The organism is Pseudomonas sp. FDAARGOS_380 (assembly GCF_002591235.1).
In the GTDB taxonomy this organism is placed as follows: Bacteria; Pseudomonadota; Gammaproteobacteria; order Pseudomonadales; family Pseudomonadaceae; genus Aquipseudomonas; species Aquipseudomonas salmasensis.
Genome location: NZ_CP023969.1, coordinates 1,672,918 through 1,686,294 on the forward strand (window position 1 = coordinate 1,672,918; position 13,377 = coordinate 1,686,294).

12 protein-coding genes are annotated in these 13,377 nt (G+C 58.4%); 10 read left to right on the top strand and 2 right to left on the bottom strand.

The features are described from left to right. Positions 1-553 precede the first annotated feature (553 nt). Positions 554-1,774, bottom strand: coding sequence for a CaiB/BaiF CoA-transferase family protein (locus tag CRN80_RS07845; RefSeq protein ID WP_098949908.1), 1,221 nt, complete (start codon positions 1,772-1,774; stop codon positions 554-556). Positions 1,775-1,787: 13 nt separating this feature from the next. Beyond that, complete coding sequence (locus CRN80_RS07850) at positions 1,788-2,969, bottom strand: acyl-CoA dehydrogenase (protein ID WP_003187423.1); 1,182 nt, start codon at positions 2,967-2,969, stop codon at positions 1,788-1,790. A 157-nt stretch (positions 2,970-3,126) separates the two neighbouring features. Between CRN80_RS07850 and CRN80_RS07855 the strand changes: the two genes are divergently transcribed. From CRN80_RS07855 to CRN80_RS07900, 10 genes are all read left to right on the top strand, one after another. Then, a complete protein-coding gene (locus tag CRN80_RS07855) occupies positions 3,127-4,026 on the top strand; it encodes a LysR family transcriptional regulator (protein ID WP_003187421.1) in 900 nt (299 codons plus the stop codon). Between the two features lie 452 nt (positions 4,027-4,478). Further along, positions 4,479-5,600, top strand: a complete 1,122-nt coding sequence (locus CRN80_RS07860; protein ID WP_003187419.1) for a Re/Si-specific NAD(P)(+) transhydrogenase subunit alpha — start codon at positions 4,479-4,481, stop codon at positions 5,598-5,600. A gap of 15 nt (positions 5,601-5,615) precedes the next feature. Next, a complete protein-coding gene (locus CRN80_RS07865; protein ID WP_003187417.1) occupies positions 5,616-5,936 on the top strand; it encodes an NAD(P) transhydrogenase subunit alpha in 321 nt (106 codons plus the stop codon). Then, positions 5,936-7,372, top strand: a complete 1,437-nt coding sequence (locus CRN80_RS07870) for an NAD(P)(+) transhydrogenase (Re/Si-specific) subunit beta (protein ID WP_032894270.1) — start codon at positions 5,936-5,938, stop codon at positions 7,370-7,372. Before CRN80_RS07865 ends, CRN80_RS07870 begins: the two co-directional genes overlap by 1 nt. Positions 7,373-7,607: 235 nt before the next feature. Beyond that, complete coding sequence (locus tag CRN80_RS07875; protein WP_098949909.1) at positions 7,608-9,101, top strand: acetyl-CoA hydrolase/transferase family protein; 1,494 nt, start codon at positions 7,608-7,610, stop codon at positions 9,099-9,101. A gap of 318 nt (positions 9,102-9,419) precedes the next feature. Then, positions 9,420-9,635: a DUF1127 domain-containing protein gene (locus CRN80_RS07880; RefSeq protein WP_003187413.1), complete on the top strand. Its 216-nt coding sequence runs from the start codon at positions 9,420-9,422 to the stop codon at positions 9,633-9,635. Positions 9,636-9,965: 330 nt separating this feature from the next. Then, positions 9,966-10,286: a DUF2388 domain-containing protein gene (locus tag CRN80_RS07885; RefSeq protein WP_056790582.1), complete on the top strand. Its 321-nt coding sequence runs from the start codon at positions 9,966-9,968 to the stop codon at positions 10,284-10,286. Positions 10,287-10,392: 106 nt separating this feature from the next. Further along, positions 10,393-10,701, top strand: coding sequence for a DUF2388 domain-containing protein (locus CRN80_RS07890; protein WP_032894275.1), 309 nt, complete (start codon positions 10,393-10,395; stop codon positions 10,699-10,701). A gap of 39 nt (positions 10,702-10,740) precedes the next feature. Next, a complete protein-coding gene (locus CRN80_RS07895) occupies positions 10,741-11,061 on the top strand; it encodes a DUF2388 domain-containing protein (protein WP_003187408.1) in 321 nt (106 codons plus the stop codon). After that, a complete protein-coding gene (locus tag CRN80_RS07900) occupies positions 11,058-13,019 on the top strand; it encodes a DUF4105 domain-containing protein (protein ID WP_098949910.1) in 1,962 nt (653 codons plus the stop codon). Before CRN80_RS07895 ends, CRN80_RS07900 begins: the two co-directional genes overlap by 4 nt. Positions 13,020-13,377: the final 358 nt, after the last annotated feature.

The following is a 13,377-nucleotide window of genomic DNA, read 5'->3' on the forward strand; positions in this document are numbered from 1 at the left end:
TTTTAAGAAACCCTAAACTTGGCTCAGCAATCGTTGGTTACATCTTTGATTTCTCGCGGAGTAACTTGTGATGCTAATAATCTTGTTGACTATCAGTCTGACTCCACAAGCACCCACACGAATTGCTTGATTCAGTTGTTAAAGAGCGGTTGGTTAAGATCTTTCGTCTCAACCGAGGCGCGCATTCTACAGCAGCCTCACTTGCTGTCAAGTGGTTATTTTCAGAAGTTTTCGAAGACTTCTTCAATAACTTCAACCACTTGCGCTTGCGATCTCTCGTAAGCGGGAGGCGAATTCTACAGCGTTACACGCTGCTGTCAACACCTCTTTTTCAACTTCCTTTTGGCTTCGATAAACTGAAGCAACTTGCTGCCGAGAACTGCGTAACTCATTGTTTACCAAGGAGTTTTCCGTTTCGACTGCGCCGGAAGTGGGGCGAATTATAGACAGATATAATTCGCCGTCAACTCTTAATTTTGCTTTCCTATCAATAAGTTAGCTTCGGTTAAAAAACAACCAGTTCACCACTGCGCTTCTATATAGAAGGGAACGCTCAAATAACACCCGCTTCCTTCAATGCGGCCACATGAGCAGCTCCCAGCCCCAGAACCCCCTGCAGCACCTCAAGCGTATGCTCCCCTAATAGAGGAGGCGCACTCCGGTACTCCACAGGCGTCTTGGATAAGCGTATCGGGCTCGCAACCTGGGGCACCGTCCCCGCCAATGCGTGAGGCAGCTCAATCGCCAAACCACGCGCCTGGACCTGAGGATCGGAAAACACCTGCGCCAGATCATTGATCGGCCCACACGGCACGCCCACTTGCTCCAGCTGCGACACCCACTCAGCGGTCGTCTTGAAGACCGTCGCCTGGCGAATCAAGGGGATCAGCTCCGCGCGATTAGCCACGCGCGCGCGATTGGTGGCGAAACGCACGTCATCCGCCCATTGTGGCTGCCCAGCGACTTCAGCGAATTTACGGAACTGCCCGTCATTGCCTACGGTGAGGATGAAATCTCCATCGGCAGTGGGGAAATCCTGATAGGGCACAATATTAGGGTGAGCATTCCCCAGGCGCTTGGGCGGCGCCCCGGTTGTCAGGTAATTCATCGCCTGATTCGCCAGGCAAGCCACCTGCACATCCAGCAACGCCATATCGATGTGTTGCCCACCGCCATCGTGATCGCGATGAGCTAGCGCAGCCAGGATCGCCACAGTCGAATAAAGCCCGGTCAGGATATCGGTCAAGGCTACGCCAACCTTTACCGGCCCGGCCCCTTCATCCCCTTCAGGCCGCCCGGTCAGACTCATGAGCCCTCCGAGACCTTGGATCATGAAATCGTAGCCCGCACGCATCGCATAGGGGCCCGTCTGACCAAACCCGGTGATGGAGCAGTAAATCAGCTCAGGGTTAATCTCTTTAAGAGATTCATAGTCCAGCCCATACGCAGCAAGGCCACCCACCTTGAAGTTTTCGATGAGGATGTCGGACTTGGCAGCCAGGTCGCGCACCAGTTTCTGGCCTTCCGGCCGCGTAAAGTCGATGGTCACCGACTCTTTATTACGGTTGGCCGACAGGTAATACGCCGCCTCACTGGTGTTCTCACCATCCGCATCCTTAAGGAAGGGCGGCCCCCAAGCACGCGTGTCATCACCGCTGCCCGGCCTTTCGACCTTGATCACCTCAGCCCCAAGGTCTGCAAGAATCTGCCCGGACCAAGGGCCCGCGAGTACTCGCGACAAATCCAGCACTCGCAGATGCGAAAGCGCGCCCATGCCCATGCTCCTATTAATAGAACGCTTGAAGACCGGTTTGTGCGCGCCCCAGGATCAAGGCATGCACGTCATGGGTCCCTTCATAGGTGTTGACCACCTCCAGGTTGACCAGGTGGCGCGCCACCCCGAACTCGTCAGAGATGCCGTTGCCGCCCAGCATGTCCCGGGCCATACGCGCGATGTCCAATGACTTGCCACACGAGTTACGCTTCATGATCGAAGTGATCTCAACCGCCGCCGTCCCCTCATCCTTCATCCGACCCAGGCGCAGGCAACCTTGCAGGGCCAAGGTAATCTCGGTCTGCATGTCGGCCAGCTTCTTCTGGATCAGCTGAGTGGCGGCCAATGGGCGACCAAACTGCTGGCGATCAAGTGTGTACTGGCGCGCGGTATGCCAGCAGAACTCAGCAGCCCCCAGCGCGCCCCAGGAAATCCCGTACCGTGCCGAGTTAAGGCAGGTAAAAGGACCTTTCAAGCCACGCACATCCGGGAAGATATTTTCTTCCGGCACAAATACGTTATCCATGACGATTTCCCCGGTAATCGAGGCCCGCAGACCCACCTTGCCGTGGATAGCGGGAGCGCTCAGGCCTTTCCAGCCTTTTTCCAGGACGAAGCCACGGATATCACCTGCATCGTCTTTGCCCCACACCACAAACACATCCGCAATGGGACTGTTGGTGATCCACATTTTGGCGCCGGTCAGGCTGTAGCCGCCATCCACTTTGCGTGCACGAGTAATCATCGCACCCGGGTCGGAACCATGGTTGGGCTCGGTCAGCCCGAAGCAACCGATCCATTCGCCAGAGGCCAGTTTGGGCAGGTACTTCTGTTTTTGCGCCTCGGTACCGAACTCATTGATCGGCACCATGACCAGGGAAGACTGCACACTCATCATCGAGCGATAGCCGGAGTCGACACGCTCGACCTCACGCGCAATCAAACCGTAGCTGACGTAGTTCAAACCACTGCCACCGTACTGCTCAGGGATCATCGCCCCCAGCAAACCGGTCTCGCCCATCTCACGGAAAATAGCGGGGTCTGTCTTTTCATGACGGAAGGCTTCGAGCACGCGGGGAGCCAGCTTGTCCTGAGCAAATTGCTCGGCGCTGTCACGCACCATGCGCTCTTCTTCGGTGAGCTGTTGATCCAGCAACAGTGGATCGATCCAGTTGAAGCTTGCCTTGCCAGCCATGAATAAGTCCTCGCGGAAAAAATCAGAAGTCGTGGAACCAGACTAGGCGCGGTCAGCGCAGAGGGCAAACGAGGTTTTTGCATAGGCTTGTGCTAATTTCTCACTTCGTAACACTAAAAAAGCCCAGAAATGCGCTTTATCTGTGAGGGCAACGTACATGCGCAGAAAAATCCCCAGTACCACCGCACTCATCAGCTTTGAGGCAGCAGCCCGGCACGAGAGCTTCACCAAGGCAGCATTGGAGCTTTCCATCACCCAAGGCGCGATTTGCCGACAGATCGCCAGCCTGGAGGAATTTTTGAGTGTCGAGCTGTTTCGCCGCTCACGCCGTGGAGTGAAGCTGACGGAGGCGGGGCTGTCTTATAGCCGCAGGGTTGCAACGCAACTGGACGCCGTAGAGCGCGACACCTTGTCGGTGATGGGCCAGCAGGGCGCCAATGTGATCGAACTGGCGGTGGTACCTACCTTCGGCACGCAGTGGCTGATCCCACGCCTGAAGGATTTCCAACATCAGCACCCGGAAGTCACGGTAAACCTGACAAACCGTACGCGCCCCTTCCTGTTCGCCGACACCGAGTTCGATGCCGCCATCTACTTTGGGGATGCCGATTGGTCGGGTACACAATCCCACAGGTTAATGGGCGAAAACCCGGTACCGGTGTGCAGCCCACGCTTACTCGGCGACCGCACGCACTTCACCCCTCAACAGATCGCCGAGCTGCCCCTGCTGCAGCAGACCACACGCCCCTATGCCTGGCGCCAATGGTTCAACGCCCAACAACTGAACATCCCTCGCGACATGACAGGCCCTCGATACGAGCTATTCTCGATGCTGTCTCAAGCGGCCATGCATGACATGGGCATCGCACTGATTCCTCCCTTCCTCATACAGCGGGAGCTGAAGGAGCAACAACTGGTCATCGCCAGCACCGAAGCACTGACCAGCGAAAAGGCTTATTACCTGATGATTCCTGACAAAAAGGTCGAATCAGCCTCTCTGCATGCATTCAGGGACTGGTTGCTCGACCAGTCAAGACGCTACAACCCATGTAAATGAAGGACACAATGCAATTGTTGACTTTGTAGTCAGATAAATTCAGAACCTACAGATGTACGTATATGTCGCATTTAAACAGACTGTACTTGTCAGCCAAAAATAAGGCTAAAAGCCATGTATCTCATGGCTCGTAGCGACTCTTACCGGCCAATGCACGACTATTCACACTCGCAATGGAAAAACGGACCGAAAACGCCTGAACGCCTTTAAAGACCTGTATTTAAAGAGGTTATTTCAGCTTGTTGCGACAATCAGTCACAGGGTGACTTGTAGTTAATTTTTCGTCACCCGTCATAATCCCTTGATGGCCGTAAAGTTCGCCTGCAAAATGCCGCGCCCCGCTGTCATTTCAGCGGGATCGTGCTGATCGGCCGCCCCAGCTGCGCCACTCGCGGTGCACTGGCCTTTTTACAAAAAGATCAAAAGCAAAAAGATCATGCAGGAGATTTGACGTGCACATTGGTGTTCCTCTCGAAACCCAGACCGGTGAAACGCGGGTGGCTGCCACCCCGGAAACCATCAAGAAGCTGATCGGCCAGGGCCATAAGGTCACTGTACAAAGCGGCGCAGGCATCAATGCCAGCATCGTCGACAGTGCCTATGAAACGGCAGGCGCCACCATTGGCAGTGCCAACGACGCGTTTGGTGCCGAGCTGATCCTTAAAGTGGTTGCCCCCAGCGACAGCGAACTGGCGCTGATCAAAAGTGGCACCGTGTTGGTGGGCATGCTCAACCCGTTCAGCAACGAAACCATCGCCAAGCTCGCCGAGCGCGGCATCACCGCTTTCGCCCTGGAAGCCGCGCCGCGCACTTCACGCGCTCAAAGCCTTGATGTGCTGTCTTCGCAAGCCAACATCGCCGGTTACAAGGCCGTGTTGCTGGCCGCTCATCACTACCCGCGCTTCATGCCGATGCTGATGACGGCTGCCGGCACTGTAAAAGCCGCGCGCGTACTGATCCTCGGCGCCGGTGTGGCAGGCCTGCAAGCCATCGCCACGGCCAAGCGCCTGGGCGCGGTGATCGAAGCGTCCGACGTACGCCCGGCGGTAAAAGAGCAGATCGAGTCCCTGGGCGCCAAGTTTGTCGACGTCCCGTACGAAACCGATGAAGAGCGTGAATGCGCCGTCGGTGTCGGTGGCTACGCGCGCCCGATGCCCAGCAGTTGGATGCAGCGCCAGGCCCTGGCCGTGCACGAACGCGCCAAACAGGCCGACATCGTCATCACCACCGCCCTGATCCCGGGCCGCAAGGCGCCGACCCTGCTTAGCGCCGATACCGTGGCGCAGATGAAACCCGGCTCGGTGGTCATCGACCTCGCCGCTGCCCAGGGTGGCAACTGCCCGCTGACCGTGGCCGACCAGGTCGTGGTGGAAAACGGCGTGATCATCTGCGGCCCGACCAACCTGGCGGGCGCTGTCGCCGCCGACGCATCGGCCTTGTATGCGCGCAACCTGCTGGACTTCCTGAAGCTGGTCTTCACCAAGGAAGGGCAGTTTGAAATCAACCTCGAAGACGACATCGTCGCCGCGTGCCTGATGTGCCGCGACGGCCAAGTCATCCGCAAAAACGCCTAAGCAGGGATTCAGACGATGGAAGAGCTTATCTCCCCCGGTATCTACAACCTGATCATCTTTGTGCTGGCGATTTATGTCGGTTATCACGTGGTCTGGAACGTAACACCCGCGCTGCACACGCCGCTGATGGCCGTGACCAACGCCATTTCCGCGATTGTTATCGTCGGCGCCATGCTCGCCGCCGCTCTCACCGTGACGCCACTGGGCAAGACCATGGGCACGCTGGCCGTGGCCCTGGCGGCGGTAAATGTCTTCGGTGGCTTCCTGGTCACCCGCAGGATGCTTGAGATGTTCAAGAAGAAAGCCCCGAAAGTAAAAGAAGAGGCGCCCAAGTAATGAGCATGAATCTCGTGACGACGCTCTACCTGATCGCGTCGATCTGTTTCATCCAGGCCCTCAAAGGCCTCTCGCACCCGACCACTTCGCGGCGCGGCAACCTGTTCGGCATGCTCGGCATGGCGCTGGCGGTACTCACCACCGTCGGCCTCATCTATAAGCTGGGGGCTGAACTGGCGACTGCCGGTATTGGCTACGTCATCGTTGGCCTACTGGTCGGCGGCACCGCCGGCTCGATCATGGCCAAGCGCGTCGAAATGACCAAGATGCCTGAGCTGGTCGCCTTCATGCACAGCATGATTGGCCTGGCAGCGGTGTTCATCGCCATTGCCGCCGTTGTCGAACCGCAGTCCCTGGGCATCGTCAAGCAGTTGGGCGATTCGATACCGGCCGGTAACCGCCTGGAGCTGTTCCTCGGCGCCGCCATCGGTGCAATCACCTTCTCCGGCTCGGTGATCGCGTTCGGCAAACTGTCGGGCAAGTACAAGTTCCGCCTGTTCCAAGGCGCACCGGTACAGTTCGGCGGCCAACACAAACTGAACCTGATACTTGGCCTGGCAACCCTGGGCCTGGGCCTGGCGTTCATGTTGACCGGCAATCTCACTGCGTTCGCACTGATGCTGGCCTTGGCCTTTGTGCTGGGTGTGCTGATCATCATCCCGATTGGCGGCGCCGACATGCCCGTGGTGGTGTCGATGCTCAACAGCTATTCCGGCTGGGCAGCGGCGGGCATTGGCTTCTCGCTGAACAACTCGATGCTGATCATCGCCGGCTCCCTGGTGGGCTCCAGCGGCGCGATCCTGTCGTACATCATGTGCAAGGCCATGAACCGCTCCTTCTTTAATGTGCTGTTGGGCGGTTTCGGCAATGCGCCGGACGCTGGCGCTGCGGCGGGCTCCAAAGAAGCACGCCCGGTGAAGTCCGGCTCCGCTGATGACGCCACCTTCCTGCTGACCAACGCCGACACCGTGATTATCGTCCCAGGCTACGGCCTTGCAGTGGCGCGGGCACAACACGCGCTCAAGGAACTGACCGAGAAGCTGACCCACCACGGCGTCACCGTGAAGTACGCGATCCACCCGGTGGCGGGTCGTATGCCGGGGCACATGAACGTATTGCTGGCCGAGGCCGAAGTGCCTTACGACCAAGTGTTCGAGATGGAGGACATCAACTCCGAGTTCGGCCAGGCCGACGTGGTGCTGGTGTTGGGCGCCAACGACGTGGTCAACCCGGCCGCCAAGAACGACCCGAACTCCCCCATCGCCGGCATGCCGATCCTCGAGGCGTTCAAGGCCAAGACCATCATCGTCAACAAGCGCTCGATGGCCAGCGGCTATGCGGGCCTGGACAACGAGTTGTTCTACCTGGACAAGACCATGATGGTGTTCGGTGATGCCAAAAAGGTCATCGAAGACATGGTCAAGGCCGTCGAATAACACTGCGCCAGCGCAATACCTGAAACCCTGGCCTCACGTAGGCTGGGGTTTTTTTATGGTTCCCACGCTCTGCGTGGAACGCATCCAGGGATGCTCTACGTCCCGCTTTGCACACACATGAAACCCGACCAAAGGCTCTAAATCGCGACCTGGCATTCGACCATGGTAGCGGGCCGAAACTTTTTGAAATCACTACACTGCCCACCTTGCTTTCCGTAGCCAGAGATAACAATTCATGTACCGTGATCGTATCCGCTTGCCTTCGTTGTTGAACAAGGTCATGAGCGCGGCAGACGCCGCTGCACTGATCGAGGACGGCATGACCGTCGGCATGAGCGGCTTCACCCGTGCCGGTGAAGCCAAGGCCGTCCCCCACGCCCTGGCCGAGCGCGCCAAGACGTCGCCCCTCAAGATCACGCTGATGACCGGCGCCAGTCTGGGCAATGACCTGGACAAACAATTGACCGAAGCCGGCGTACTGTCACGACGCATGCCCTTTCAAGTCGACAGCACCCTGCGCAAGGCGATCAATGCCGGCGAGGTAATGTTTATCGACCAGCACCTGTCGGAAACCGTCGAGCAACTGCGCAATAACCAGCTCAAATTGCCAGACATTGCCGTGATCGAAGCCGTCGCGATCACTGAGCAGGGCCATATCGTGCCCACTACCTCCGTAGGCAACTCGGCCAGCTTCGCGATTTTTGCCAAACAGGTGATCGTCGAGATCAACCTGGCGCACAACCCGAACCTGGAAGGGCTGCACGACATCTACATCCCGACCTACCGGCCGACGCGCACGCCGATTCCGCTGGTGAAAGTCGACGACCGCATTGGCAGCACCGCGATTCCGATCCCGCCCGAGAAAATCGTCGCCATCGTCATTACCAACCAGGCGGACTCCGCCTCCACGGTGACACCGCCTGATAGCGATACCCAACGCATCGCCAACCACCTGATTAACTTCCTCAAGCAAGAAGTCGATGCGGGGCGCATGACCAACAAGCTCGGGCCGCTGCAAGCCGGCATCGGCAATATTGCCAACGCGGTGATGTGCGGGTTGATCGAGTCACCGTTCGAAGACCTGACCATGTATTCGGAAGTGTTGCAGGATTCGACATTCGACCTGATCGACGCTGGCAAGCTGAGCTTCGCCTCCGGCAGTTCGATTACCTTGTCGGAGCGGCGTAATGCCGATGTGTTCGGCAACCTGGAACACTACAAGGACAAATTGGTGCTGCGCCCGCAGGAAATCTCCAACCACCCTGAAGTGGTACGCCGCCTGGGCATCATCGGTATCAATACCGCGCTGGAATTCGATATCTACGGCAACGTCAACTCCACCCACGTCTGCGGCACGCGGATGATGAACGGCATCGGCGGCTCCGGGGATTTCGCCCGCAATGCGCACCTGGCGATCTTCGTCACCAAGTCGATTGCCAAGGGTGGCGCGATTTCCAGCGTGGTACCGATGGTCAGCCATGTGGACCACACCGAACATGACGTGGACATTCTCGTCACCGAAGTAGGCCTTGCCGACCTGCGGGGCCTGGCGCCACGGGAGCGCGCTCGGGTCATCATCGATAACTGCGTGCACCCAGCGTATCGTGATGCGCTCAACACTTACTTCGATGCCGCCTGCGCCATCGGCGGGCATACCCCGCACATCCTGCGCGAAGCACTGAGTTGGCACATTAACCTGGAAGAAACCGGGCACATGCTCAAGGCTTGATGAATACAGATCCGGGCTGATGCAAATACAGTTTCATCAGCTCGGTGAACCCTCACGCATTAATGGAAAAAACTGTACTGCTGTACTGGTCATTTCCTACCGAAATATCCCACATCTCAACTCAAAAACGCCGGTTTCGCACCTTTTAAGTGCGCACAGGTACAGTTGCCCCAATTTCGTACCGTACAGCCTCGTTAAACAGTTAACTGGCCTCTCACAATACAGGTGAACTGTATCTAGAGAGTCTTGCCTTGGAAGAGGATCATTGGCATCAGTTAAACCACTACCTAATCCCGCCACAAGCGGAAGGATGTCATCATGGAACGTACACTCAGTTCCGAACTGTTCTTCGAAGAAAAAGCTGTAAACACCCAGGCTTCCCTGCCTTTGCGCGTTCTCGCCAACCTGATGTTGTGGCAGCGCCGCATCTCCAGCCGCCACCAGTTGGCTCGCCTGGATTCGCGTCTGCTGGCTGACGCCGGTATCAGCGAAGCTCAACGCTACGAAGAGCTGAGCAAGCCGTTCTGGCGCTAAGTAGCGCCCGCTGGCCCTGACCTGACGGGTCCACTGCCAGCACCCTGATTTGTCAAAACAAAGCCCGCCCCGGGTAACCGGAGGCGGGCTTTGTTGTATGTGCGATAGCGCATTGGATCGGCTCAATCCCAGCACGAAGGTACAGTTTTAAATCAGTAAAATATGACAGGTACAGTTTAATTACAGGCTTCCGAATAGCCGGGCACACGCCTAATATCGGTTCACCACGTGGCGAACCCTGTAGAGCGTGCGTCTGATGCTCGACAGTCCCAGTCCGTTTCATTGTGGCCGTTTCGCGCCACCTTATTATTCGTCTACAGGAGTTACCCCATGTCCCGTCTTCGCCTGCTGTGCACTGCCGCTGTGCTGACCCTGGCTGCCAATGCCAACGCGAGCAGCCTGATCATGACGACCGACTCGATCGTCGGCGCTCTGAAGGCAACCTCCGATGCCACGTCTGATGCCACCTCATCCCTGCGCGACAACAAGGTTGTACAAGCGGCCCGTGACGACGCCGCCAGCTTTGTCGCCAGCCAAGGCGCCATCCGTGGCGTGAAGCTGGAAAGCGCCCTGGCCCAGATCCGCCAACAAGCGCCGCAATTGAATACCGCTACCGATGCGCAGCTGGCACAGGCCATCCTGGCTATCTGACCCACGGCAACCAGACGGGAGCGCCCGCCGCTCCCGCATGGCTCGACGCTGGCTCTCGCCCGGCGGTTGCGCTAGCCTTGGCGCTCGCTTTCAGTTGTCGAGTCCCATGGCTTTTTCATACCGTTTATTGAGTGTTCCTGTTCTGTTTTGCGCCTGCTGGTCACCCATGGCTTCAGCGTTGGATGTGTCCACCCAAAGCACGGTTGTCAGCGTGTATGCCACCAGCAAAGTGACCTCTGCGCCGTTCGACAATAAGTTGGTCCTGGCCGCTCGGGATGATGCTGCCGCTTTCATTGCCACTGACGGCCAATGGCGGGGCGCACGCCTGGAGTCCGCGCTGGACTATCTGCGCCGCACCCAGCCAAAACTTCATGCAAGCGACCTTGAACTGGCGCAAGCAATTCTCGTCCAATAATCATCGTTGTAATTCTATCTTTGTCATTGGAGTCACCCCATGCGTAGCCCGCTGATCGTCGCCGCCCTCGGCCTGCTGTTTTTGGCTGATGTCGCCCAGGCGCAAACCTTGAAGGCCACCAGCAACATCGTCGTGCGGGCTTCGGCACGCACCATTGATTTCACCTCGGACACCACCACCTCCATCCGCGACTCCAAGATCGTGCGCGAAGCCCACGATGACGCCGCCAGTTTCGTCGCTACCAATGGCGAGATCCGTGGCGCCCAACTGGAAGCCGCGTTCGATACCCTCCGCACCCGCGTGCCAGAAGCCCGTGATGCCAGCGACCAGACCCTCGCAGAAGCTATCCTCGCTCTGTGAGGCGCCTCAAAACCTGGCTCCTGGCCGGGGCCGTGCTGCTGTGCGCAAGTACAGCCCAGGCCGGCCTGCAACTGCGGCTCAAGACCGAAGGCTTGAGCCCGGCGGAACAGCAGGCCAGCCAGGCATTGCTCGATGAAGCGCTACGTTCATTGCCGCCGCGCTTTGTCGAGCAGCTGGATCGACGTATCGATGTCGGCTGGACCGACAAGATGCCTGAAAACGCTTACGGCCAGGCGTCCCTGGTGTCCGAGTTGGACCTCAACCAGAACCTGCTCGCCAGCCTGACTGACGGCAGCGCCGCCACCCAGAAAACCAATCGCCCCCACGGCACTGTGCGCAGGGAAATGCTCGCCACCGTGCTGCATGAACTGACCCACATCTACGACCGTGCGCGCCTGTGGTCCAAGGACGAGCGCACGCTGATCCAGCGCTGCAGCCGTCAGAACAACATCACCGGCTTGATCGGTTTGCCCGACCAGTGCCGTGGCCAGAACGACCGCCGCTTTACCCTCAGTGACGACCCGCGCCTGCTGGACCTTGCCGGCTGGCCACAATATGTGGGTCGGCGCGGCGAGCGTGAGCAGCACAACCATCAGGTGGTGCGCAGCCCGGACATCTACGAAACCACCAGCCCGCTGGAATTCGTCGCGGTCAACATGGAGTACTTCCTCCTGGACCCCAGCTACGCCTGTCGCCGCCCCGCGCTGTTCCGTTATTACAAGGACCACTTCGGCTGGGCCCCGCCCGAACAGGACACCTGCGCCAGCACCTATGCCTTCCTGAACGCAGGCAACGATTTCGCCAAGACGCCCCTGGGCCAGATCGATCCGGAACGCGTGTATGAAATCGACTACCTGCTGGCCGAAGCCAACCAGAACCTGGTGAGCCGTTGGGGCCATAGCATGTTGCGCCTGGTGATTTGCGCCCCGGGCCGCCCACGTGGCCCGGATTGTCGGCTGGATCTGGACCGGCACCTGGTCTTGTCTTACCGCGCCTTCGTCGGTGACGTTCAGCTGTCGAGCTGGGATGGCCTGGTGGGCAAATACCCGTCGCGGCTGTTCGTCCTGCCGTTGGCCCAGGTCATTGATGAGTACACCAAGACCGAACTGCGTGGCCTGGCATCGGTGCCGCTGAAGCTCAGCCGCCAGGAAATCAACGACACCGTCGAACATGCGGCTGAGATGCACTGGAGCTATGACGGCAACTACTTCTTTATCTCCAACAACTGTGCGGTCGAAAGCCTGAAACTGTTGCGCAGTGGCAGCGCCAATCCGCAATTGACCGGCCTGGACAACATCACCCCCAACGGTTTGCTGGAAGTGCTCAGCGCCCGCGGCCTGGCCGATACCAGCGTATTGAACGACAAGCGCGAAGCCCTGCGCCTGGGGTATCACTTCGACTCGTTCCGCGAGCGTTACCAGGCCATGTTCGATGTGTTGCGCAAGCAACTGCCGATCAAGCAGACCCAGGTCGAAGACTGGTTGTCCCTGGATGCGCAAGCGCGTCGCCAATGGTTTGCCCAGGCCGACCTGCGTACCAGCGCCGCGCTGTTGCTGCTGGAGCAGGCCAGCTATCGCAAACAGCTGATGCTCGCCCAGGACGAAGTCAAACAACGCTATCTCAATGCCCGCGAGCTGAAAAACGGCGGCATGGAGAGAGCCAACAACACGCTGCAGCAAATTCTCGCCAACAGCGGCTTCCTCAGCCGCCCGGCCGAGTTGTTGGACAGCGGAGGGTATGGCCTGCCGCAACCTTCAGAAGCCAAGCGCCTGGAATCAGAAAGCGCCGAACGCCAGAAGCAGTTGCAGTCGTTGACCGGCGAGCTGGATAAAGAGGTGAGGGCGCTGCTCGATCCGTCTCGCGCCGCCGAGATTGCCGCCTGTGAGGCCAACCTCAAACAGGTGGGTGAGCATTTGCGAGCGCTGCATAAAGCCGCCGGCGGCCTCGAACTGCCCTGAACACCACTGTGTAAGCTGGCTTGCCCTTGTAGGAGCGAGCTTGCTCGCGAAAAACTCACAGGCGCCGCGTTTATTCAGAAAGCGCGCGTTATCGTTGACGTTTTTCGCGAGCAAGCTCGCTCCTACAAGAACAAGAACCTGAAGACTGGCACCTGCCCTTCATCAGCTGTTTTCTCAGCGAAAGCTGGCTGAAAGCTTCCCCGTCTAGGATCGCCTCCACTGCCGGCAACAGACCGGCTGTTAACAACAACAATGGTGATTCCCGATGTCCGCTCGTACCCGCCTGTTCGCTCCAACTCCACCCGTACGCCTCGTGCCTTTCGTTCTGCGCTGACCGCCACTCGGTCCGCCATTCCCT

Coding starts and splice junctions, on each gene's coding strand:
- CRN80_RS07845 (WP_098949908.1), bottom strand. CDS start 1,774: ATGGGCGCGCTTTCGCATCTGCGAGTGCTGGATTTGTCGCGAGTACTC.
- CRN80_RS07850 (WP_003187423.1), bottom strand. CDS start 2,969: ATGGCTGGCAAGGCAAGCTTCAACTGGATCGATCCACTGTTGCTGGAT.
- CRN80_RS07855 (WP_003187421.1), top strand. CDS start 3,127: ATGCGCAGAAAAATCCCCAGTACCACCGCACTCATCAGCTTTGAGGCA.
- CRN80_RS07865 (WP_003187417.1), top strand. CDS start 5,616: ATGGAAGAGCTTATCTCCCCCGGTATCTACAACCTGATCATCTTTGTG.
- CRN80_RS07870 (WP_032894270.1), top strand. CDS start 5,936: ATGAGCATGAATCTCGTGACGACGCTCTACCTGATCGCGTCGATCTGT.
- CRN80_RS07875 (WP_098949909.1), top strand. CDS start 7,608: ATGTACCGTGATCGTATCCGCTTGCCTTCGTTGTTGAACAAGGTCATG.
- CRN80_RS07880 (WP_003187413.1), top strand. CDS start 9,420: ATGGAACGTACACTCAGTTCCGAACTGTTCTTCGAAGAAAAAGCTGTA.
- CRN80_RS07885 (WP_056790582.1), top strand. CDS start 9,966: ATGTCCCGTCTTCGCCTGCTGTGCACTGCCGCTGTGCTGACCCTGGCT.
- CRN80_RS07890 (WP_032894275.1), top strand. CDS start 10,393: ATGGCTTTTTCATACCGTTTATTGAGTGTTCCTGTTCTGTTTTGCGCC.
- CRN80_RS07895 (WP_003187408.1), top strand. CDS start 10,741: ATGCGTAGCCCGCTGATCGTCGCCGCCCTCGGCCTGCTGTTTTTGGCT.